Source organism: Vibrio fortis (assembly GCF_000695685.1).
Lineage (GTDB): Bacteria > Pseudomonadota > Gammaproteobacteria > Enterobacterales > Vibrionaceae > Vibrio > Vibrio fortis_A.
Window position 1 is genome coordinate 125,858 of the sequence record NZ_JFFR01000020.1, and the last position, 23,490, is coordinate 149,347.

Annotated in this window: 13 protein-coding genes and 1 riboswitch; of the genes, 7 read left to right on the plus strand and 6 right to left on the minus strand. The window is 47.1% G+C overall.

The features are described 5' to 3' along the window. Window positions 1-120: 120 nt before the first annotated feature. Together purL and VFDL14_RS10990 are read left to right on the plus strand one after the other, a co-directional pair. Complete coding sequence (gene purL, locus VFDL14_RS10995) at window positions 121-4,017, plus strand: phosphoribosylformylglycinamidine synthase (protein ID WP_032551393.1); 3,897 nt, start codon at window positions 121-123, stop codon at window positions 4,015-4,017. A 294-nt stretch (window positions 4,018-4,311) separates the two neighbouring features. Continuing rightward, a complete protein-coding gene (locus VFDL14_RS10990) occupies window positions 4,312-4,848 on the plus strand; it encodes a DUF3332 domain-containing protein (RefSeq protein ID WP_032551394.1) in 537 nt (178 codons plus the stop codon). Between the two features lie 118 nt (window positions 4,849-4,966). On the opposite strand, the gene dapD is transcribed toward VFDL14_RS10990, so the two are convergent. Next, window positions 4,967-5,998 (minus strand): 2,3,4,5-tetrahydropyridine-2,6-dicarboxylate N-succinyltransferase, encoded by a 1,032-nt coding sequence (dapD, locus tag VFDL14_RS10985; protein WP_032551396.1) that lies wholly within the window; start codon window positions 5,996-5,998, stop codon window positions 4,967-4,969. A 506-nt stretch (window positions 5,999-6,504) separates the two neighbouring features. Between dapD and ushA the strand changes: the two genes are divergently transcribed. Beyond that, the gene (ushA, locus tag VFDL14_RS10980; RefSeq protein ID WP_032551397.1) at window positions 6,505-8,205 is read left to right on the plus strand and encodes a bifunctional UDP-sugar hydrolase/5'-nucleotidase UshA; all 1,701 of its coding nucleotides are present in this window, start codon (window positions 6,505-6,507) and stop codon (window positions 8,203-8,205) included. Between the two features lie 74 nt (window positions 8,206-8,279). On the opposite strand, the gene VFDL14_RS10975 is transcribed toward ushA, so the two are convergent. The 5 genes from VFDL14_RS10975 to VFDL14_RS10955 all read right to left on the minus strand — a co-directional run bounded on the left by VFDL14_RS10975 (window position 8,280) and on the right by VFDL14_RS10955 (window position 12,459). After that, complete coding sequence (locus VFDL14_RS10975) at window positions 8,280-8,921, minus strand: MarC family protein (RefSeq protein ID WP_032551398.1); 642 nt, start codon at window positions 8,919-8,921, stop codon at window positions 8,280-8,282. 143 nt (window positions 8,922-9,064) lie between these two features. Next, window positions 9,065-10,045, minus strand: a complete 981-nt coding sequence (locus tag VFDL14_RS10970) for a GGGtGRT protein (RefSeq protein WP_032551399.1) — start codon at window positions 10,043-10,045, stop codon at window positions 9,065-9,067. A 21-nt stretch (window positions 10,046-10,066) separates the two neighbouring features. Further along, window positions 10,067-10,759 (minus strand): iron-sulfur cluster assembly scaffold protein, encoded by a 693-nt coding sequence (locus VFDL14_RS10965; protein WP_032551400.1) that lies wholly within the window; start codon window positions 10,757-10,759, stop codon window positions 10,067-10,069. 179 nt (window positions 10,760-10,938) lie between these two features. Beyond that, window positions 10,939-11,025: riboswitch (Fluoride riboswitch) on the minus strand. Between the two features lie 156 nt (window positions 11,026-11,181). After that, window positions 11,182-11,475 (minus strand): YebG family protein, encoded by a 294-nt coding sequence (locus tag VFDL14_RS10960; RefSeq protein WP_032551401.1) that lies wholly within the window; start codon window positions 11,473-11,475, stop codon window positions 11,182-11,184. Window positions 11,476-11,562: 87 nt separating this feature from the next. Next, window positions 11,563-12,459, minus strand: coding sequence for a LysR substrate-binding domain-containing protein (locus VFDL14_RS10955; protein ID WP_032551403.1), 897 nt, complete (start codon window positions 12,457-12,459; stop codon window positions 11,563-11,565). Window positions 12,460-12,661: 202 nt separating this feature from the next. Here VFDL14_RS10955 and VFDL14_RS10950 point away from each other — a divergent pair, with 202 nt between their 5' ends. The 4 genes from VFDL14_RS10950 (at window position 12,662) to recD (ending at window position 23,485) form a co-directional block, all read left to right on the plus strand. Then, window positions 12,662-13,612 carry a TDT family transporter gene (locus tag VFDL14_RS10950; RefSeq protein WP_200870296.1) on the plus strand — a complete coding sequence of 317 codons (951 nt, stop codon included), beginning with the start codon at window positions 12,662-12,664 and terminating at the stop codon, window positions 13,610-13,612. Window positions 13,613-13,739: 127 nt separating this feature from the next. Further along, a complete protein-coding gene (gene recC / locus VFDL14_RS10945; RefSeq protein ID WP_032551405.1) occupies window positions 13,740-17,216 on the plus strand; it encodes an exodeoxyribonuclease V subunit gamma in 3,477 nt (1,158 codons plus the stop codon). A 402-nt stretch (window positions 17,217-17,618) separates the two neighbouring features. After that, window positions 17,619-21,293, plus strand: a complete 3,675-nt coding sequence (gene recB, locus VFDL14_RS10940; RefSeq protein ID WP_032551406.1) for an exodeoxyribonuclease V subunit beta — start codon at window positions 17,619-17,621, stop codon at window positions 21,291-21,293. Next, complete coding sequence (gene recD, locus VFDL14_RS10935; protein ID WP_050487423.1) at window positions 21,293-23,485, plus strand: exodeoxyribonuclease V subunit alpha; 2,193 nt, start codon at window positions 21,293-21,295, stop codon at window positions 23,483-23,485. The genes recB and recD overlap by 1 nt, the downstream gene beginning before the upstream one ends. Window positions 23,486-23,490: the final 5 nt, after the last annotated feature.

Consider the following 23,490-nt stretch of genomic DNA (forward strand, 5'->3'; position numbering starts at 1 on the left):
GCGCCCGCAACAGAGAGGTGGAATCGGCATAGGTTCGAAGAAAAACAGTTAGGTTACTCCTAAAACCCACTGAATTTATTCCAATATCACCTTAATCAATTGCATAAGAGACCTAAGCACATGAGAATTTTTCGTGGCTCCCCAGCTCTATCTGAATTTCGTGTTAACAAGCTTTTAGAGCTTTGTCGTGAACTTGGCCTACCTGTTACAGGCATCTACGCTGAATTTGCGCACTTTGCAGATCTAACTGCCGACCTAAATGATCAAGAAGTTGAGAAACTAGAAAAACTTCTGACTTACGGTCCAACAATTGAAGAGCACGCACCAGAAGGTCTTCTTCTACTAGCAACTCCTCGCCCGGGCACTATTTCGCCTTGGTCTTCAAAATCAACGGATATCGCAAACAACTGTGGTCTAGATAAGATTGCACGTCTTGAGCGCGGTACCGCTTACTACATCGAATCATCCGCAGAGCTTTCTGAGCTTCAACTTGTTGAGCTTAAAGCTATCCTGCACGATCGCATGATGGAAGTTATCTTTACAGACTTTGATTCAGCAGCAGCGCTTTTCCAAGTGGCAGAGCCAGCGCCAGTAGCAGACGTTGACCTATTAAACGGCGGTCGAGAAGCACTAGTAACTGCAAACGTAACCCTTGGTCTTGCCCTTGCTGATGACGAAATTGAGTACCTTTACGATGCGTTCGTAAACAAGCTAGATCGTAACCCAACAGACATCGAACTAATGATGTTTGCACAGGCGAACTCAGAGCACTGTCGTCACAAGATCTTCAACGCGGACTGGACTATCGACGGTGTTAAGCAAGAGAAGTCTCTGTTCAAGATGATCAAGAACACATTCGAAACGACGCCTGAAAACGTACTGTCTGCATACAAAGATAACGCAGCAGTAATGGTAGGTTCTGATGTAGGCCGTTTCTTCCCGAACCCAGAAACTCGCCAGTACGGTTACAACCAAGAGAAAGCGCACATCCTAATGAAGGTGGAAACGCACAACCACCCAACTGCTATCTCTCCTTGGCCGGGCGCTTCTACAGGTTCTGGTGGTGAAATCCGTGACGAAGGCGCAACAGGTATTGGTGGTAAGCCAAAAGCTGGTCTTGTTGGTTTCACGACATCTAACCTACGTATTCCAGGTTTTGAACAGCCATGGGAAACAGACTTCGGTAAGCCAGGTCGCATCGTTAACGCACTAGATATCATGCTAGAAGGCCCACTTGGTGGCGCGGCGTTCAACAACGAATTCGGTCGTCCAAACCTACTGGGTTACTTCCGTACTTACGAAGAAAAAGTTAACTCTCACGCAGGTGAAGAAGTTCGTGGTTACCACAAGCCAATCATGATCGCTGGTGGTATGGGTAACATCCGTGACGAGCACGTACAGAAGAAAGAGATCCCAGTAGGTGCAAGCCTAATCGTGCTTGGTGGTCCTGCGATGAACATCGGTCTTGGTGGCGGTGCTGCATCTTCAATGGCATCGGGTCAATCAGCAGAAGACCTAGATTTTGCATCTGTACAGCGTGAAAACCCAGAAATGGAGCGTCGCTGTCAAGAAGTTATTGACCGTTGTTGGCAGCTTGGCGACGAGAACCCAATCGCATTCATCCACGATGTGGGCGCGGGCGGTATCTCTAACGCACTTCCTGAGCTTGTAGACGATGGCGAGCGTGGTGGTATCTTCCAACTGCGTGACGTACCAAACGACGAACCAGGCATGAGCCCACTTGAGATCTGGTGTAACGAATCTCAAGAACGCTACGTAATGGCAGTTGCGCCAGAGAATATGGAAGTATTCGATGCAATCTGTAAGCGTGAGCGCGCACCATACGCAGTAGTAGGTGTTGCAACAGAAGAGCGTGATCTGAAACTAGAAGATTCACACTTCGACAACACGCCAATCGATATGCCAATGGACGTTCTTCTTGGTAAGACGCCTAAGATGCACCGTGATGCGAAGACGCTAAAAGCAAACAACCCTGCGGTTAACCGTGACGGTATTGAGCTAAATGAAGCAGCAGATCGCGTTCTACGCCTACCAACGGTTGCAGAAAAAACATTCCTTATCACTATCGGTGACCGCACGGTTACTGGTCTTGTTGCTCGTGACCAAATGGTTGGCCCTTGGCAGGTTCCAGTAGCAAACTGCGCGGTAACAGCTGCAAGCTACGACACTTACCACGGTGAAGCGATGTCGATGGGTGAGCGTACACCAGTTGCTTTACTAGACTTCGGTGCTTCAGCTCGTCTAGCGGTTGGTGAGGCAATCACGAACATCGCAGCGACTAACATCGGTGATATCAAACACATTAAACTGTCTGCGAACTGGATGTCTCCAGCAGGTCACCCAGGTGAAGATGCAGGTCTTTACGAAGCGGTAAAAGCGGTGGGTGAAGAGCTATGTCCAGCGCTTGGTCTGACTATCCCAGTTGGTAAAGACTCAATGTCGATGAAGACTAAGTGGGAAGAGAACGGCGAGCAGAAAGAAGTAACGTCTCCGCTGTCTCTAATCATCACGGCGTTTGCTCGTGTTGAAGATGTTCGTAAGACAATCACACCTCAGCTTCGCACTGACAAGGGTGACACGTCACTGGTTCTTATTGACCTAGGTAACGGTCAAAACCGTCTAGGTGCAACAGCATTAGCACAGGTTTACAAGCAGCTTGGTGACAAACCAGCAGACGTAGACAACGCAGCGCAGCTAAAAGGTTTCTACGAAGGCGTTCAGACTCTAGTTGCGAACGATCAAGTTGTGGCTTACCACGATAAGGGCGATGGCGGTCTATTCGTTACTCTTACTGAGATGGCATTCGCAGGTCACTGTGGTGTTAAAGCGGACATCGCTGGCCTAGGTGATGACGCACTAGCAGCACTATTTAACGAAGAGCTAGGTGCAGTACTTCAGGTTAAGAACGATGACCTAGACGCTGTACTTTCTACTCTTGCTGCAAACGGCCTAGAAGCATGTTCACACGTAATCGGCTCTGTTGAGGCATCTGATGAGCTAGTGATTACTTCTGGTGACACGGTTGTTCTTGAGCGTAATCGTACTGAACTACGCACTATCTGGGCTGAGACAACGCATAAGATGCAAGGTCTACGTGATAACCCTGCATGTGCTGACCAAGAGCACGAAGCGAAGAAAGATAACTCAGACCCAGGTCTGAACGTTAAGCTAAGCTTCGATGTGAACGAAGATATCGCAGCACCTTACATCGCAAAAGGTGCTAAGCCTAAGATGGCGATCCTACGTGAGCAGGGCGTTAACTCTCACGTTGAGATGGCAGCAGCCTTTGACCGTGCAGGCTTTGAAGCGACTGATATTCACATGAGCGACATCTTAACGGGTCAAGCTGTTCTAGAAGAGTACCAAGGTCTAGTGGCTTGTGGTGGCTTCTCTTACGGTGACGTACTAGGTGCGGGTGAAGGTTGGGCTAAGTCTATCCTGTTCAACGAGCAAGCTCGCAACCAGTTTGAAGGCTTCTTCCAACGCGAAGATACGTTCTCTCTAGGTGTATGTAACGGCTGTCAGATGCTATCGAACCTGAAAGAGCTAATTCCAGGTGCAGACTTATGGCCACGCTTCGTTCGTAACGAATCTGAGCGTTTTGAAGCTCGCTTCAGCCTAGTTGAAGTTCAGAAATCTGATTCTGTGTTCTTCGACGGCATGGCAGGCTCTCGTATGCCAATCGCAGTGTCTCACGGTGAAGGCCGCGTAGAAGTGCGTGATGCTGACCACCTAACTGCTATTGAAGCATCAGGCACAGTTGCAGTTCGTTACGTGGATAACCACGGTAACGCGACTCAGCAATACCCGAACAACCCGAACGGTTCTCCAAACGCAATCACAGGTCTAACGACTCAAGATGGCCGCGTAACTATCATGATGCCGCACCCAGAGCGTGTATTCCGTACAGTAGCGAACTCATGGTCTCCTGAAGGTTGGGGTGAGAACGGCGCTTGGATGCGTATGTTCCAAAACGCACGTAAGAACCTAGGTTAATTTGATTTAGGTTAATCTGACTTAGTTCAATACGCATCTTGGTTGGTATTGCACACTAACTAAGTTCATTGGGAAAAGTTCAAAGCGCAGGCCGAAAGGTCTGCGCTTTTTTTATTTAAATCTTCCCAAGCTGAGTAAAAAGTTTTTCTTTGCAGTTTGCTGTTCTAAAAAACTGCACTAGGCTAAAAGTTGTGGAATCAAATTGTTAGGCCTGTATCTCTCCTTGAGGCATGTCAGTAGTTCGTCGCTAGAGATAACGAGTCTGAACCAATCACTATGGCACAAGAGGGAACTATGAAAACAATCACAAAAGCAGTTGCAGTGGCCGCCGTTGTTATGTCTTTGGCTGGGTGTGTCGGCAGTAACGCCGTTACCGGAAAATTGATGAAGTTTAACGTGGAAGTCGTGGATAACCGTTATGCGCGTGCTGGGGTCAACTTCTTACTGGCACCTGTATATGCGTTAACAACCGCAGCGGACTACATCGTGTTTAACTCATTAGAGTTTTGGACAGGTAAAAACCCACTAACAGGTGCACCGCATATTTTTGATAGTAAAGTCGATACCATGATTGATGTGAACGACAGCCTGGATGACTCTCTCAAAGAGGCGCCTGTCGCTCCAATTACTTATCAACGTCAAATTCAGTTCGGTGAAATGCAGCAAATTGATGAGAACACCATTCGTATGGATATCACTTACAACGATGGTGAAAAGGCGGTATTGATGGGTGTACGTGATGGCGATAACGTCAGTTACTATCTTGATGGCGCATTAGTCTCTGAAACCTCGATTCAAGCGCTAGAACAGTTAGCTGCTGAGAAAGTGTAACGCTGTCTATTTTCTACAGATAAAAGAAAAGCCGCTGGAGTTAACTCCAGCGGCTTCGTATTTTCTAGCATCTAGCATCTAGCATCTAGCATCTAGCATCTAGCATCTAGCATCTAGATTAGTTGTTGCTGTGCAGCTCGCTGTTTAGTTCAACTGCTGATTTGTTAGCAAGACATTCAATTTGACCAGTCACTGAGTTGCGACGGAATAGTAGGTCAGAAACGCCAGCTAGGTCGCGAGCTTTAACTACTTCAACTTCTTGGCCAGAAGAGTCAAGCATACGTACTTTAGAGCCTGCAGTTACGTATAGACCAGACTCGACAGTACAACGGTCGCCTAGAGGGAAACCAAGACCAGCGTTTGCGCCTAGCAGTGAGTTTTCACCGATAGAAACGACAACCGTACCGCCACCAGATAGCGTACCCATGATAGAAGCGCCGCCGCCGATGTCAGAACCGTTACCAACAACAACACCTGCAGAGATACGACCTTCAACCATGCTCACGCCAGTTGTACCGGCGTTGAAGTTGATGAAGCCTTCGTGCATCACTGTTGTGCCTTCACCTACGTGTGCACCTAGACGAACGCGAGACGTATCAGCGATACGAACGCCTGCTGGTACTACGTAATCAACCATTTTCGGGAACTTGTCTACGCAATCTACAGACAAAGCACGACCCGCTAGGCGAGCTTCGATTTGGCGATCTGCTAGCTCAGGAAGGTCGATTGGGCCTTCGTTTGTCCACGCGATGTTGTGCAGTAGACCGAAGATGCCGTCTAGTACCGTGCCGTGTGGCTGAACTAGGCGGTTAGAGATAAGTTGTAGCTTAAGGAAGCCTTCAGCAACTGAAGCTGGTTTTTCGTCTGTAGCAAGAACCACAAGAACAAGTGGTTGTTCAGAAGCTGCTGCTTTCTCTGCGAAAGATGCGTTTGCTGCATCGTCGTTTGCTGCGAATGCTTTCGCCAGTTCTGCGCTTTGTGCAGCAGAGATTTCGATAGCTTGGTTGCCTTCAGTGTAACCTGCAACTTCAGCAACAGCGGCTACAAGAGCGTCGCTTGGGTTTAGAAGTGGGTTAGGGAAGAACGCTTCAATGATTTTATTGTCGCGGTTTTTGGTTGCCGTACCAAAGGCTAGTGAAAAGTAAGCCATGTTGAATCTCCATGTGTTGAGTCTTTGATTTTGCTATCTCTCCATTTACTGTTCGTCTGATGAGCAGCTTGGGTAGCAAAAGTTAATTTAATTGCGTTCATCATAAAGAGAGCGCCTTCGTTATGAAAGGGCGCATGGGGAGAAAGTCTGTAAAATGATATTGCTTGTCTTTTGAGAGATATTTTTCATCATCCGGATATTACCCCTTGGACTTACTCTCTGGATAGCTGATTAAGCTGCTGTTTACTGATCCATTTTATCTCGAATGTGCCTTTGGAGCGTCTACCTATGTGGTGTATATCAATCGACTTAGTCACAAATTTCTTATAAATCTATGTTTATTAATGGAATTGTTCGGGTTCTGTTGATTAATCGCTTGTGTCTACAGTCCCAGTAAATACTCAAAACTTCAGCCATATAATTAAGATTGTGGTCACTAAAACCCTTTGAAATGTAAGTATATTGCCTGCCATAACGACATTAAAACGATTAACAAAGGATCTTCTATGAAGTTTACTAAGTCTTTACTGGTGCTTTCTATCGGCGTAGCGATGGTTGGTTGTGGCTCGGATAATGACGATGTCACAGTGACATGTGATACCGCGGAATCTTGTACCAAATTTACTGTTTTACATACCAATGATCATCATGGTCGCTTCTGGGAGAACAGTAAGGGTGAGTATGGGATGGCTGCTCGTAAGACATTGATTGATAGCATTCGTGCTGAAGTTACTCAAAATGGTGGGGAGACGATCCTATTATCCGGTGGTGACATTAATACCGGAGTGCCGGAGTCTGATATGCAGGATGCCGTCCCCGACTTTGTTGGAATGAACCTACTTGGTTACGATGCAATGGCATTGGGTAACCATGAGTTCGACAACAGTTTGGATGTACTTGAGATGCAGTCTAAGTTGGCTGATTTCCCAATGTTAGCAGCGAATATTTATATTAAAGATGGAGACACTGTTACAGATGAACGCCTTTTCGCTCCATATAAAGTATTCACCATCAATGGGTTAAAAATTGCGGTTATTGGCTTAACGACCAAAGATACAGCGAAGCTTGTTAATCCTGATAATGTGGCGACGATCCACTTTGCCGACCCACAAGACGAAATTAAAAAAGCGATACAAGAAATCGAGGCCAATGAAACGGTCGATCTGATTTTTGCTACGACTCATATGGGGCACTACGCCGATGGTCAGCATGGTAGCGAAGCGCCTGGCGATGTTTTACTTGCTCGTTCTTTAGAGGAAGGCCAACTGGACGCCATCATCGGTGGGCATTCTCAAAATCCAGTTTGTATGGAAGGTAATGAATACGCTGATTTTAACCCTGGAGATGATTGTAAACCGGATCAGCAAAATGGTACCTACATCATGCAAGCTCACGAATGGGGTAAGTATGTAGGTAGAGCGGACTTCGAATTCTATGATGGTAAGTTACATTTAGCCAAATACGATCTTGTTCCGGTGAACTTAAAAGAGAAGGACGAAAATGGTGAGTATCAGTTTATTCAAACTGAGATAAAACCTGATGCAACCGTAAAAGCTATTCTCTATCCATATCAACAACAAGGGCAAGATCTTCTCGATGTCGTCATCTCAGAGACAGATGCAAAACTAGAAGGTGATCGTAATGTAGTTCGATCTGAGCAAACTAATCTCGGTCACCTATTAGGAGAAGCCTATCGTACTTATGAATTAGTTAATGCTGACTTTGGGGTGATGAACTCTGGTGGTGTGCGTGATTCAATTCAAGCAGGTGATATTGCTTATCGTGATGTACTGACGGTGCAACCTTTCGGAAACTTCGTGACCAAAGCAACGATGACAGGGGCGGAGGTGAAAGCATACTTAGATGTGGTTGCGACGAAGACTGCAGGTTCAGGTGCATATGCTCAACTCGACAACATTAGCTTGACCGTCGACTGTGATTTGAATGATGTGACCATACGAGATATTAACGGTAAAGGCTTCGACCTAGCTGACACTTATACGTTCTCCGTGATTAGTTTCAGTGCCGCTGGTGGTGATGACTATCCTGTAATTGATGTGGAATCGACTCAGATGACCGACGCATCTGTGTTGCGAGAATTCTTCGTCAATAATCCACAAGTGAAAGCGGCCGATTACGCCCCAGAGGCGGGTAAGTTAATCTATATGAGTAACGGACTAGAAGTGAAAGGTTGCCCTGCGAGCTAGTTTTTAACTTGGTAGCAAAACAATAGCCAGCGAGTTGCTGGCTATTTTTGTACGAGGCTTATTGAACTTAGTTATCAGATAAACAGCGCTTTATAGGCTTGTTCGATGCCTTCAATTAGCATTTGCATACCAATAACCGCAAGGATCAGACCCATCATTCGGGTAATCACATTAAGTGCACTCGGACCAACGGCTTTAACGAAGCGTTCGCCAAACACAAACAAAATATAGGTCAGTGTACAGAGTAGGCCGAAGGCAACGATGGTTATGATGGTTTCATAAATGCCCTCGGTGCTGGCGAAGTTCATCGCGGTCGCTATCGTACCGGGACCTGCGAGGATTGGCATAGCCAGAGGGGAGACTGCGATACTCAGAGCTGCATCTTGTTGGGCGTCAGAGTGAACCTTTTCTTTGGCTTTGCTGTGTGTGGAATCGCCCTGCAACATGTGAAAGCCAATCAAGAACACTAATATCCCACCAGTGATTCTCAGTGCGTATAGTGTGATACCAAAAAGATCGAAGATTAGCTTGCCGGAAATCGCAAAGGTACTGACGATGATAAAGGCGATGAAAACGGAGCGAAATGCGATGGATTTTACTGTCTCACGATCATTGTCTCCGGTAAGTCCCAAGAATATTGGCGTATTGGCAATTGGGTTCATGATGGCAAAAAAGCCCATGAAGACAGTGATGGTGTGGATGATCAGCTCTTTCATATTATTCCCTTAATAAAGATGGAGTTAACCTGTGTTACTCATCTGAAAATAGATAGTAGACCATGTTGAGAACAAAAAATAGCCAGCATGTTAGCTGGCTATCTGTTTCACGTTATTGTTGTTTTTTATATTCGTTGCAGAGGCTAAGCAGCTTGGCTTACTGCGACGGCTAGTGCCACCGTTGCCCCTACCATAGGGTTGTTACCCATGCCAATGAAACCCATCATAGCCACATGGGCAGGAACAGAAGAGCTACCAGCAAACTGAGCGTCTGCGTGCATTCTGCCCATAGTGTCTGTCATGCCATAAGATGCAGGGCCTGCTGCCACGTTATCTGGGTGTAAAGTTCGACCTGTACCACCACCTGAAGCGACTGAGAAGTAAGGTAAACCTTGGCGAGTACGCTCAGCTTTATAGATTCCTGCAACTGGGTGTTGGAAGCGCGTTGGGTTGGTTGAGTTACCCGTAATACTGACATCCACTTGTTCACGATGCATGATAGCAACCCCTTCACGAACATCATCGGCACCGTAACATAGGATTTCTCCGCGAGGGCCGTGTGAGAAACGGCGGCGCTCGGTTTCAATTAGCTCTCCGGTCTGGTAGTTAAACTGAGTGCGCACGTAGGTAAAGCCATTGATACGAGAGATAAGATAAGCAGCATCTTTTCCCAAACCATTTAGAATTACTTTGAGTGGTTTAGTGCGAGATTTGTTGACGTTGAGTGCGATTTTTATTGCACCTTCTGCGGCAGCAAAAGATTCATGACCCGCCAAAAAGGCGAAACAGCCACTCTCTTCATTCAGCAAACGCGCTGCCAGTGCGCCGTGGCCAATACCGACTTGGCGCTGCTCTGCGACACTTCCTGCTTTGGTATAGGCTTGGAGCGCTTCACCAATAATGTTTGCTGCTTGTTCTGCGGTCTCAGCGTGACGATACAGCGCTAAGGCTGTGCCTAGCGTGTAGGCTTCGGTTGCGCTATCGAAAGCGATAGGCTGGGTGTCCATCACGAGAGCTTTCGGGTCAACATCATGCTCCAAACAGTATTGATAAGCTTGGTCGAGAGACTCTAGATTCATTTCAGCCAATACGCGAGTTACTGATGGATTATTTAGTGTGTTCATAGTCAGGTTCCTCTTTGGCGATTAGTGTTGACGTGGATTGATGGTTTTTACGGCTTCATCGAAGCGGCCGTAGGTGCCAGTAGCCAGCTCAGCGGCCTCAGCAGCTGGTGTACCTTGATTCATGGCTTTCATCATTTTGCCAAGGTTGAGGTATTGATAACCGATCACTTCGCTGTGTTCATCCAACGCAAGCTGAGTCACGTAGCCTTCTGCGAGCTCCATGTATCTCACACCTTTGGCCGAAGTAGAGTAGCTAGTGCCGACTTGGCTGCGTTGTGTTTGTCCTAAATCTTCCAATGCCGCGCCAATTTCGAGGCCGCCCTCAGAGAATGCCGATTGAGTTCGACCATAGACAAACTGCAGAAAGATTTCGCGCATCGCGACGTTGATTGCATCACATACTAAGTCAGTATTGAGTGCTTCAAGGATGGTTTTTCCTGTGAGAATTTCAGCGGCCATCGCGGCAGATTGAGTCATGCCTGAACAACCAATCGTTTCGATGAGTGCTTCTTCGATGATGCCGTTTTTGACGTTAAGAGTCAGTTTTGCCGCGCCTTGTTGTGGAGCACAAGCACCCACGCCATGGCTTAAACCAGAGATAGCAATTACGTCTTTCGGGCTTACCATTGCACCTTCAACTGGAATGGGTGCAGATGCATGAAGGTCGCCGCGTTGAATCGGGCACATGTTTTGGATTTCAGATGAGTATTGCATAGTGTTTTCTCACTTATAGAGTCGATGAAGACCTCGAACGTTGAGAAAACAGGACATGTTGGAAGAGGTGCGGCTAATTTCACTACAGATCTTGCGTATCGTGACACCAAGGAACAAGAGCAAACTAAGCTCGTAAAATGGTGGGTATAACGATACTACCAACAGGATTACCTGTTTTCGATTCTGTAGGAGTCATTAGCACGGTTCGATATGAACGGGCGGTTGAAGCTAGAAAGCTTAGGTGGAACCCCATCACCTGATGGCGTATAGATTAGATCTCAATCACACTTTCTTGCAAGAGAATGTTTAGAGCAATTTTAACTATAAACTCGGCTCATTATATTTCGATAGGTATAAAAAAACGCCAACTGCATACTCTGTTCAGAGTTGTCATTGACGTTTTTAGCAGAGGTATCAGCGAGTTATGCTGCGTCTTCTTCCGCGTCTTCAACCGCTTCAAGCTTTTTAGCTTTCTTAGGTGCTGGTTTACGCTTAGCACCAAGTGCGTAAAGAACTTCTTCTTTGTTCTTCGCAAGGTACATTGCAAGCTCTTCTTGCTTGCCTTCGTCTTCTACTAATTCGCTTTTGCCTAACAGTTCAAAAAGCTCATCAGCCATATCCAGCATTTTGTCGTATGCGTCAGCTTCGGCTTTAGAGGTAAAAGTCATTTTCTCTTCTCCGTTGCGTTCCACCACGTACTTGACGATAACAGCCATGGTTAATCCTCTAAGTTTGATAAATTTTACTGGCTTTTTATACAGTTTTAGTGACTAAAAGTCCAGTTGCCAACTTTGATAGAAGTATCAATCTTGATGTGTCGCCCACTCTTCACAATAACTCATGAAGGATTTGAGAAGTGGACTCTGATATTTGTCTTTGTGGACTAGCATCCAAAATCGACGCTTCATATCCAGTGGCACATTCAGCGTTTTAACTCGACCATCTTTGATAGCGGGCTCTGCTGCGAGCTTGGAGAGGCAAGCCAAGCCTAGTCCGGCTGATACCGAATTGATGATCGCCTCGGTGGTATTGAGTTCGAATGATTCATACCAGTGCTCAAGGCGAGGCGCTACTGTTCGTAAAAAAAACTCTCGAGTACCGGATCCAGATTCACGGAGTATCCAGTGACTGCTCTCAAGCTCGCGCAGTGGCACTGTATCTAAGTCGGCCAACGGGTGAACGGGGCTAGCAACAATGCACATTTCGTCGCTACTAAATTGGCTCGTGAGCAGTTCGGGGTGCAAAGTTTTACCCTCAATCAGCGCGATATCGAGTTCGTAGTCGACCAGCTTTTGGCAAATCAGAGCACTGTTCGAGATAAACAGGCTCTGCTCTTGATGCCGGGTTTGCTGACGAAACCCAGAGAGGATAAACGGTGCAACTTGATTGCCTATAGTGTCACTGGCGCCAACCTTTAATAAACCACTTAATGGTTGGTCGTCACTGAACAGCTCATCAATGCTGGCCGCTCGATGTAGTATCTCATCGGCAAGAGGCAGTAATTTTTGTCCCTCTTGATTGATGATCAGTCGGTTGTTGACGCGATCAAACAGAGAGTGCCCAAGCTGCTTCTCCATTTCACCTAAAGCCATACTGACAGCCGCCTTTGATAAAAAGAGTGCCTCGGCAGCGGCAGTCATCGTCGAATGTTGGGTGATGGTGACAAATACTTTGAGCTGTTTAATTGATATATTAGCCATCGAAATTTTATCAGCCTGTGATTGAGTGGTTTGACGTTTAGAAAACCTGAACAAGTGTTATATATAATTGGATATAACTTAACAAACCGCAAGCGTATTATGGCCTCAACAAGCTGATGAGTTCACAGATAAGTGAATGGGATGAAGAGAGGCTGACATGATTCAACGACTAAAATACAGATTAACTGGCGCACCGACTCCTATGGCGGGACTGGCTCTTGCTATTGCCAGCCTTGGTTGGTGTTGGGATGGGGTACTCGTATCTCAAGGCTTATTGCAAACTCCTGGGTTAGTACAGTGGGTGAGTGCTGGGATTGCGGGTTTACTTCTAGCAATATTGGCAGTGAAATTTTTGATTCACGGTCACTTGCTGCGTGAAGATCTTGCGCACCCTGTTGTGGGCAGTGTTGTCCCGACTTTTGCGATGGGTTGTATGGTGGTATCGGCATCGTTAGATCCGATCTCTGTTTTTTTAAGAGAACTGGTGTGGATTCTTTCTGTAGGGTTGCATGTAATTTTCTTGGTGAGCTTCTTGTACCACCGCGCTAAAGAGTTTGAGATTCACCATATGGTACCAAGCTGGTTTGTTCCGCCTATTGGCATTGTGGTTGCGGATGTTTCTTTCTCGGGTAACCCTGTACTTGAGCCAGTGGCGAATGCAGTATTGTTCTTCGGTCTCGGTGTTTACGCAGTGATGCTACCAATGATGGTGTATCGTTTGATGTTCCGTCACGAGATCCCAGACGCGGCCAAACCAACAATCGCTATCCTAGCTGCGCCGGCAAGTCTGTCTTTGGCTGGTTATCTCACCGTATCTGCAAATCCATCACCAGTAGTGATTGGTCTGCTATTCGGAATTGCAATTTTAATGACATTCATCATCTATGTAGCGTTTTTTAAATTGCTTCGTTTACCATTTAGCCCTGGCTATGCGGCGTTCACTTTCCCTATGGTCATTGGTGCGACAGCCTTGTTTAAGGTAGCGGCTTGGATGCAGGATGTAGGTGTTGAAGGTGAGTACATCAACCAAGTGTTCAATTTGGCTTACTTAGAGCTAATGGTCGCGACGCTCGTCGTAGGTTATGTAGCCGCACGTTACTACATGAATTACAAACCACACCGTTTAATGAGCGTTGCAAAAGGTCGTTTATAACTGGTGGTCGTTCAAAAGATAAACAGACCTTAAGCTTTTGGTATTTCATAAGCTTATATTGCTCATCCAAACTCAGCACTTATGCTAATCTGGCAGTATATTGTGGCAAGATTAGTGTGAGTGCACTTTGTTTACTGTTTACCATTCCAATAAAGTTGATACTTTAAAAATTCTTCTCGTTCACTTAATTAAAAGTGATCCTCTGGCTAATCCATTCGACAAAGAGCAGATCTTAGTACAAAGCCCGGGTATGTCTCAGTGGCTTAAAATGGAGCTGGCGAAAGAGTTTGGTGTTGCCGCAAACATAGATTTTCCTCTTCCAGCAACCTTCATCTGGGAGATGTTTACCCAAGTTCTTCCTGATGTTCCCAAGCGCAGTGCCTTTAACAAAGAGGCGATGACTTGGAAGCTGATGAGTATTCTGCCCGCTATGCTCGACCATCCTGATTTCTTGCCGCTGCAGCGTTATTTGGAAAACGACACCGATAGCTCCAAGCTGTACCAATTGGCTGAGAAAATTGCCGATATTTTTGATGGTTATTTGGTGTACCGACCTGAGTGGATGGCGGCTTGGGAGGCGGGTGACCCTGTGGCTGAGTTGCAAGACGCGGATGGGCATCAAGAACATCCGTGGCAGCCGATATTGTGGAAAGCTCTGTACGAGCAAACACTATCCCAAGGCCAATCAAAGTATCACCGTGGTAACTTGTACCATGACTTTATTGAAGCGCTCGCACAGCAGAAAGATCAGCTTTCCCACCTTCCTAAGCGATTGTTTGTGTTTGGTATCTCATCACTACCACCGCGCTATATGGATGCCCTCAAAGCAATGGGTGAACACATTGATGTCCACTTGATGTTTACTAACCCATGTCAGCACTACTGGGGCGATATTCGTGACAGAAAGTATCTGGCAAGAGTGGAAGCGCAGCGTCGTAAGCAGTTTGCTTTGGTCGAGGGCTCGCCTCAGCTAGAAGGAGAGGTTTCACCTCTTAAAGATGGCTTGGAAGCTAATGTAGAAGATGAACTGCACACTAGCCAAGCCGTGGGCAATAGTTTACTGGCATCGATGGGTAAACTTGGTCGTGACAATCTGTTTTTATTGTCCCAGTCTGAGTGTGAAGAGCATGAATTTTTCATTGATGTTGAGCGCGATAGCCTGCTGCATCAGCTTCAAGCCGATATTTTGGAGCTAGAAGAGCATCAAGATGATCACATCCTCGATTCGAGTGAACACAAGCAGAGTGTTGTACTTGGTGACCGCTCGTTAACGGTTCACGCTTGTCATAGCCCAATGCGTGAAGTGGAAGTGCTGCACGACCAGTTGCTGGCGATGTTCGATGCCGATCCAAACCTGAAACCACGCGACATTATCGTAATGGTAGCGGACATCAATGCCTACAGCCCTGCGATTCAAGCGGTGTTTGGTAATGCTCCGGGTGAGCGTTACATCCCTTACTCCATCTCGGATAGAACGGCCGATCAAGAAAGCCCAATCTTAACCGCATTCATGCAGCTGGTGGCGCTGCCTAAGAGTCGTTGTCTTGCCTCAGAGCTGCTTGAACTACTTGAAATCCCGGCGATGATGGCGCGCTTTGATATCGATGAATATCAATTCGAACAAGCTAAACAGTGGGTTGAAGAGGCGGGCATTCGCTGGGGTGTTGATGGTAGTACCGCAACAGAATTTGACCTACCCGAGACTCAACAAAACACTTGGCTGTTCGGTGTTCAGCGGATGCTGCTTGGCTATGCGATGTCTGAATCTGCAGGGTTATTTGAAACCGCTGACTCATCGATTGCCGCATATGATGAAGTGCAAGGCATGAGCGCAGAGCTTGCGGGTAAGCTCGCGCACTTTATTGATCGCATTACCCATTATCGACAGCGCCTCAATCAGTCACAATCGATTGAACGTTGGCGTGAGACTCTGCTTAACTTGATCGATGACTTCTTCAGCGTCGAGCTTGAGGGCGAAGTGGTATTAAAGTCGATTCGTGATGCTCTTGGGCAACTTAACGAACAGCTTGATGATGCTTTGTTTGAGCAAGATTTATCACCAAGCATCGTTTATCAGTACCTGAACAATAAACTCTCTGGGGCACGCATCAGCCAACGCTTTTTAGCAGGACAAGTGAACTTCTGTACTCTGATGCCGATGCGTTCGATTCCTTTCAAAACGGTATGTCTGCTGGGAATGAATGATGGTGTTTATCCGCGTTCTATGCCACCAGAAGGCTTTGACTTAATGAATGGTCGCACTCGTCCGGGTGATCGTTCTCGTCGTGATGATGACCGTTACCTGTTCTTAGAAGCGATGTTATCGGCGCAAGAGAGCCTGTATATCAGTTATGTTGGTCGCTCTATTCAAGATAACACAGAGCGCGTCCCGTCAGTGTTGGTGTCTGAGCTTATCGAATACTGCGAACAGAACTACTGCCTACAGGGTGACGAGGCTCTGGGAAGCGATGAATCCGGGCGTAAGCTAAGCGGAGCTCAGATGTTTGAGCACTCCATGACACCATTCAGCCCGAGTGCTTTCATGCCGGATCAAGACGATACGCAGCTAAGCTACGCTAAAGAGTGGCTGCCTGCGGCAAATCGAGCTGGTGAGCGCAGTGGTGAATTCAACCGTGCGTTAGAAGATTACCTTGCCGGAGCAACTTACCCACTTGAGCTTGATCTGGTCGAGTTACAGCGTTTTTGGCGTCTACCTGTTCAATACTTCTTTAATCGCCGTTTAAAGGTGGTGTTTGAGCCGCCGTTACCAGTGATGGAAGACGATGAACCGTTTGTGTTGAATGGTCTAGAGAGCTATCAACTCAAAGATGCACTCTTACAAGTATTGATTGATAACCCTCAATCGCCGGATGAAGCCATCCGTCACTTTGTCGCTAAGCAGAAAGCTCAAGGCTGTTTACCGGTTGGGGCATTTGGTGACATAGAGTTTGAGACCAATCGTGTGCAAGCCGAGGAGCTAGCCAAAGAGATCCAGTTCGTTACTGGCGCGCCTAAAGAAGATTTAGAGGTCAATATTACGATAGACAGCCTCGGCGAAGGAAAACCGGTCAAGTTGATAGGTTGGCTAACGCACAACTATCAATCGGGCCTAGTGCGTTATCGCAGTGGTAAAATTCGCGCGCAAGACTATCTGGCCGCTTGGATTGATCATCTGTGTTGCAATGTGATGGGCAATCCGCAAACGACGCATATTATTGGTTACGACAAGAAGGAGGGTGTGGTGCATCTTACGCTTAGCCCTCTGAGTGATGTTCAAACTGCAAAGCAGGCGTTGGGTGAGCTCGTTCGTCTGTTCTATCAAGGTATGACTCAACCTCTTCCCTATTTTCCTAAAACGGCCTTAGCGGGAGTTGAGGCAGGATTCAGTCGAGGAAAATGGGTTGATGATGAAGAGAAGTCTCTGAAGAAGATGGCGGATACCTTTAATGATAGTTACGCGTTTACCGGTGAAGGACGCGACAGCTACATCTCACGTATTTGGCCAAAGTGGGATGACACATTGGCGGCGGAAGCAAGGCTGTACTCTACGCTAGTGATGCAAGCAGCTCGTCTTGCAGCGATTGATCCCAATGATCAGGAGTAACCTAGGACGATCGTTAAGATCGCTCAACCCATGCCAATTAGGCCGATGTATATGGGAAGCTTATTGCAATTTTAGAATGAGTATAGATCGGATAAGAGAAGTACTGAGAAGTCAGGGAATGAAAAGCACAGGAATTAAAGTGGCCGCCAGTAAATCATTATTAGTGTAGGGCGTTCGCTGTACGGCCACAGGTCAGAGGGACCATTATTCTTTTGGTTCTTTGGTGGCGAAAAAGTAATCGCTTGCCTGAACTCGTGGGCGCATAGTAACGACGTGCACCAAATTGATCCGTGAGAGAGATCGCACTCCCTAATAAGATATTGGTACAAGACCAGATTTGAATGACGTTTTTGATACTAGGTCACATTTGTAACAGAATAATTAAGAAGAAGGCAGCTCGGTATGACTACCACAAATCGTGATCTCGCTATCACGCCACAAGCGCTTAATACCATGACGTTTCCTCTGCATGGGGCGCGATTGATTGAAGCCTCTGCGGGTACGGGTAAAACCTTCACGATAGCCGGTTTGTATCTGCGACTTTTGCTTGGTCACGGTACCTCTGAGGTTGGCGTAAACGGTGAAGAGCCGAGTCGACACCAGCAACCACTAACGGTCGATCAGATTTTGGTGGTGACCTTTACTGAAGCGGCAACCGCGGAACTTAGAGATCGTATTCGAGCACGAATTCACGATGCGCGCATTGCTTTCTCGCGTGGTCAGAGTGGCGATCCTGTGATTGCTCCTCTACTTGAAGACATTGACGATCATGCGGGGGCTGCCAAAATCCTTCTTAATGCTGAAAGGCAGATGGACGAAGCGGCGGTATACACCATTCACGGCTTCTGCCAACGCATGCTAACGCAAAATGCTTTTGAGTCGGGCAGTCGCTTTGACAATGAATTTGTGACCGACGAAAGTCATCTAAAAGCACAAGTGGTGGCGGATTACTGGCGTAAACAGTTCTACCCATTACCGCTGCAGTTGGCTGGCGAAGTACGTAATATCTGGGGTTCACCTTCTGCTCTGTTAGCGGATGTGAATCGCTACCTGACAGGCGCGCCGTTAAAGCTAACGGTAGAGGCGATGTCTGGTGATCTGCAATCTCTTCACAACAGCAATCTCGACAAAATCAGAGCGCTCAAAGCACAATGGCTGGCATCGCAAGAGGACTTTCTGCCCATTATCTCGGGCTCAGATGTTAACAAACGCAGCTACACTAAAAAGTCACTGCCGACTTGGTTAGAAGCGGTAACGACTTGGGCGAAAAGTGAGACACATGATTATCAGTACCCAGATAAACTAGAGAAGTTTGCTCAATCGACGCTGAATGAAAAAACGCCGAAGGGCACTGCTCCTTGTCATGAGGTTTTTGAGGCGATCGAGACCTTCTTAGCACAGCCAGCAGATATGAAAGCGCCGCTACTGGCGCATGCGATTACCCATTGTCGAACCATGCTTGCCGCTGCCAAAGAGCAGAAGCAGTGGCTCTCGTTTGACGATCTGCTTACCCAGCTCTCAGCATCGATTGATGTCGATGAGCAATCACTGTTAGTCGAACGAATTCGCGCGCTTTATCCGGTCGCGATGATCGATGAATTCCAAGATACCGATCCTCTGCAATACAGCATCTTCAGTCGTATTTATCTGGATAGCCCACAATGTGGTTTGTTTATGATCGGTGACCCGAAGCAGGCGATTTACGGCTTCCGTGGTGCAGACATTTTTACTTATATCAAAGCGCGTAACCAAGTGAGTGCCCACTACACTCTTGGCACTAACTGGCGTTCAAGTGCAGATATGGTGAGTGCGGTCAATCAGGTGTTTAGCAACTCTGATAGTCCGTTTATCTATGACGAAGATATTCCGTTTCTCCCTGTCGCTTCGAGTCCAAATGCCGATTTGCGTCAATGGACACTTGGTGATGAGGTTCAACCTGCGGTGACATTTTGGCTGCAAGAGGCGGAAGACAAGCCTTTACCTAAAGGGGAATATCACGCAGCGATGGCAGAAGCGACTGCGAGCCAAATTCAAACAATATTGACCGCCTCTCAAGATCAGCAAGCGTTTCTTGATAACGGCAAAAGCCAAAAATCGATTCAAGCGGGTGATATAGCTGTATTGGTGCGAACTGGTAGTGAAGGGCGTTTGGTTAAGACGGCTCTTGCAGAGCAAGGCATCGCCAGTGTTTACCTCTCTAACCGAGACAGTGTTTTTGTCAGTCTTGTTGCTCAAGATCTTCAACGTTTGTTGCAAGCGGTACTAACTCCTGAAAATGACCGAGCTCTTCGCGCTTGCCTGGCTTCTGAGTTGTTTGCCCTTGATGCGGCATCACTAGACCAACTGAACAATGATGAGGTTGTTTGGGAAAATGCGGTTAATGAATTTCGTGAGTACCGAAAGCTGTGGCTACAGCGCGGTGTGCTACCGATGTTACGAGCGGTGATGAGTAAGCGCCACCTAGCTGAGCGATTGTTGGAAGAAGAGAACGGGGAGCGTGCACTGACGGATTTAATGCACATTGGAGAATTGCTCCAGCAAGCGAGACAAGAGCTAGACAGTGACTATGGACTGTTGCGCTGGCTCGCGGAAGCGATCATCGATGCGCAGAATGGTTTGGGTGGCAGTGAAGATGATATTCAACGTCTAGAGTCAGAAAGAAACTTGGTGCAAATCGTTACTATCCATAAGTCCAAAGGCTTGGAATATGACTTAGTGTTCTTACCGTTTGTAGCAAGCTACCGTGAAGCGAGCGAAGGTAAATATTACGACCACGCTACAGACACCACTGTGCTTGATATCACAGCCAGTGATGGCGCGTTAGCGCAAGCCGACAAAGAACGCTTAGCGGAAGACTTACGTTTGATCTATGTAGCGCTAACCCGTGCTGTTTACGGCTGCTTTATTGGTATGGCACCACTGCGCAAGGGGCGCTCAACCAAAGAGCCGACGGGTGTGCATTTGAGCGCGATGGGCTATCTGGTTCAAAATGGGAAAGAGTGCAGCATTGCTGAACTACAGCAAGCGTTGGCGAGTTTAGAGAGTGTTAATCAAAGTATTACGCTGAGCGAAACGCCTACGCAGCATGAGCAACCTTTTGTAGCTAAATCAGAACCACAACCTGATCTCCAAGCTCAAGAGTTGAAGGCGTCGATTGACCGTGCGTGGCGTATCACCAGTTACTCTGGGTTAGTCAAGCAAGGAAGTCATGGCGCAAGTCATGATGCGACGATGGAGGTATCGGGCTTTGATATTGACTCTGCCGATGAGCAGGATGAAGACGAGCTGATTGAGCCAGAGCGTTCTATCTTTACTTTCCCTCGAGGAGCAAGACCGGGTACGTTTTTGCATACCCTGTTTGAAGAAGTCGAGTTTACCGAGCCTGCGACCAGCGAGCACAATACTCAAGTGATCACTCACTTACTGGAACTTGAACAGTATGAGCTTGAGTGGTTACCGGTTCTTCAACAATTGGTTGATACCGTGCTCAACACCGCTTTAGATGGTAAAAAGCTTAAGTTAAGCGAGAAAAATGCTTCTCAGCGACTTGTTGAGATGGAGTTTTTATTGCCCATTGAGGTGTTAGCATCCTCAGAACTCAACCGTGTTATTCAGTATCATGATCCTCTTTCGGCGAAAGCTGGCGACCTCGGTTTTCACACTGTGCAAGGCATGTTGAAGGGCTTTATTGATTTGGTGTTTGAACATGAAGGCAAATACTACGTGCTTGACTGGAAATCAAATCACTTAGGGGATGATGTGGCGGTTTATCATGGCGACGCCCTTAAGGGGGCCATGGCCGATCATCGATATGATTTGCAGTATCAAATTTACGCCTTAGCTCTGCACCGCTTTCTGCGCAGTCGAATTGCTAGTTACAACTACCAAAAGCATTTTGGCGGTGTTTATTATCTGTTTTTACGTGGTATGGATGGACAATCTCAGCAAGGAATATTTTCCGCTAAACCAAGTGAAGCCATGCTCAATGAAATGGATCAATTGATTGACGGCAAGGTCGTCGATCGCCAAACAACTCAATCGAATGATGACCAAGCTGGACAGATGGAGCTTATATAATGACACCCATTGATTTACACCAAGCGCCATTGATGGATGTGCTGCAGCTATTGGCAGACAAAGGCACCATTCGCCAGCTCGATTATCAATTTGCTCGCTTTATTGCTCAGCAAGCGAGTGGCTACTCGCAAGAGGCCGGTACCGCACAGCAGCTTGGCTTTCTTACAGGTGTGGTAAGTCATGAGTTAGGTAAAGGCCATATCTGTATGCAGCTGACAGTGAGTGATCACTATCAGTCTAATATACCCGCTGACTTAGCGCAGTTACTCGGCCTTTATGGTGAAGCAGCACTACAGCTTAATCAACGACTATTGAATATCGATTGGTCTGCTATTTTGAGTAACTCAAGTCTGGTTGGCACCAGTGCTGAATGTGTTAAGCCACTCATGTTTGACGGGCAGCGTGTCTATCTGCAGCGCTATTGGAATTATGAGGTGGTATTGGCTGAGGCTTTAAATCGCCTAAGTCATCCGGTGGAGTTTAATCTGGAGCAGAAGCGAGCGCTGACACAAACACTTAATCAGCTATTTGCTCGGAGCTATCACTTTCTTTTTAATGCCTTGGCCAAAGCTGATTCGAATGGTCAAAGCTCGCAAGTGTTGCGCCAGCAGTTGGTGTGCGATCACTTAGATGTTGTCTCAGAATCCGAACTGAATTGGAATGAGATTGATAGAGTTGTAACAGATGCACGTCAGGTTTCTGACCTTAGTGCACTGGATGAGCTAGTGCCTTTGTCGGTATGCCTCAACTGGCAAAAAGTAGCAGCAGCGGTAGCACTCAGCCGTCGATTTGCAGTGATATCAGGTGGTCCTGGTACAGGTAAAACCACCACCGTTGCAAAACTGTTATCTGCGATGGTAGAGCAGTCATTGAACTTGGGTAAAACCCCGACCATTAAACTGGTTGCGCCAACAGGTAAAGCGGCAGCGCGTTTGACTGAGTCAATCGGTAAGGCGATTGATCAACTGCCTGTTGAGCCTATCGTCAAAGAGAACATTCCAACTGAGTCGAGCACTTTGCATCGCCTGTTGGGTGCCATTCCAAATCGTGCCGAGTTTAGACATCACCGTCGAAATCCACTGCATTTGGATATTTTGGTCGTCGATGAAGCTTCGATGGTCGACCTCTCTATGATGTATAAGCTGGTGGATGCTCTTCCTCCGCATGCACGCTTGATTCTTCTGGGGGATAAAGACCAACTAGCCTCCGTTGAAGCTGGTGCGGTACTGGGCGATATCTGCGCTTTCAATGCTCATGGTTACAGTGCTTCTCAAGGGAACCTGATTGCTGAGCTGACGGGCTTTAGTTCTTTATCTGGCAGACAATCCAAGTCGCACAATGTGGTGAGTGCTCCTGCTGTGGCTGATAGTTTGTGTATGCTGCAAAAGAGTTATCGTTTTGATGCTCGCTCTGGTATTGGTCAACTTGCCAAGGCAATTAATGCAGGTTCGGCCGCTCAAGTCGATGTGGTATTGAACAAAGGCTTTGCCGATATTGAGTATCACTCGCTTTCTAGTGACAGCTACAACCTGATGCTTCGTACGCTAGTAAACGAATACGGCAATTATTTAAATTGTATTCACCCACCGTTAGCTGAAGGTGAGAAGCAAGAGGAGCGCGCCAAACAAGCGCTCGATCTTTTCAGCCAGTGTCGACTTCTTTGTGCAGTACGCGATGGTGATTTTGGTGTTTCAGGGTTGAATCAACGCATTGAACGAGCATTAGCGGCGAGGCGTCTGGTCCAACCGCACAATGAAGAGCTTTGGTATCACGGTCGCCCTGTGATGGTAACACGTAATGACCATGGCCTTGGTTTGTATAATGGCGATATTGGTCTCTGTATGCTGGATTCTACTGTTACCGAAGATGGTTCATCACCAAGACTTAAGGTTTATTTTGAACTGCCTGATGGCAGTGTCAAAGCAGTACTTCCTAGCCGAGTTCCTGAGCATGAAACCGCCTATGCGATGACAATTCATAAATCTCAGGGTAGTGAATTCGATTTAACCTTGATGATATTGCCACCGGAGTTCAGCCCGATTTTGACGCGAGAGCTTATCTATACTGGAGTGACACGTGCTAAATCTCGCTTGATGATGTTTAGCGATAGCTCGGTGTTTAAGCGAAGTATTAAGGTGAAAACTCAGCGTGTGAGCGGATTAGCGGTGCGTTTGGGGCGCAGTGAAATCTAGCGGAA

Excerpts from the sequence above, each read along its gene's own strand:
- purL (WP_032551393.1), top strand. The coding sequence starts at position 121 with ATGAGAATTTTTCGTGGCTCCCCAGCTCTATCTGAATTTCGTGTTAAC.
- VFDL14_RS10990 (WP_032551394.1), top strand. The coding sequence starts at position 4,312 with ATGAAAACAATCACAAAAGCAGTTGCAGTGGCCGCCGTTGTTATGTCT.
- dapD (WP_032551396.1), bottom strand. The coding sequence starts at position 5,998 with ATGGCTTACTTTTCACTAGCCTTTGGTACGGCAACCAAAAACCGCGAC.
- ushA (WP_032551397.1), top strand. The coding sequence starts at position 6,505 with ATGAAGTTTACTAAGTCTTTACTGGTGCTTTCTATCGGCGTAGCGATG.
- VFDL14_RS10975 (WP_032551398.1), bottom strand. The coding sequence starts at position 8,921 with ATGAAAGAGCTGATCATCCACACCATCACTGTCTTCATGGGCTTTTTT.
- VFDL14_RS10970 (WP_032551399.1), bottom strand. The coding sequence starts at position 10,045 with ATGAACACACTAAATAATCCATCAGTAACTCGCGTATTGGCTGAAATG.
- VFDL14_RS10965 (WP_032551400.1), bottom strand. The coding sequence starts at position 10,759 with ATGCAATACTCATCTGAAATCCAAAACATGTGCCCGATTCAACGCGGC.
- VFDL14_RS10960 (WP_032551401.1), bottom strand. The coding sequence starts at position 11,475 with ATGGCTGTTATCGTCAAGTACGTGGTGGAACGCAACGGAGAAGAGAAA.
- VFDL14_RS10955 (WP_032551403.1), bottom strand. The coding sequence starts at position 12,459 with ATGGCTAATATATCAATTAAACAGCTCAAAGTATTTGTCACCATCACC.
- VFDL14_RS10950 (WP_200870296.1), top strand. The coding sequence starts at position 12,662 with ATGGCGGGACTGGCTCTTGCTATTGCCAGCCTTGGTTGGTGTTGGGAT.
- recB (WP_032551406.1), top strand. The coding sequence starts at position 17,619 with ATGACTACCACAAATCGTGATCTCGCTATCACGCCACAAGCGCTTAAT.
- recD (WP_050487423.1), top strand. The coding sequence starts at position 21,293 with ATGACACCCATTGATTTACACCAAGCGCCATTGATGGATGTGCTGCAG.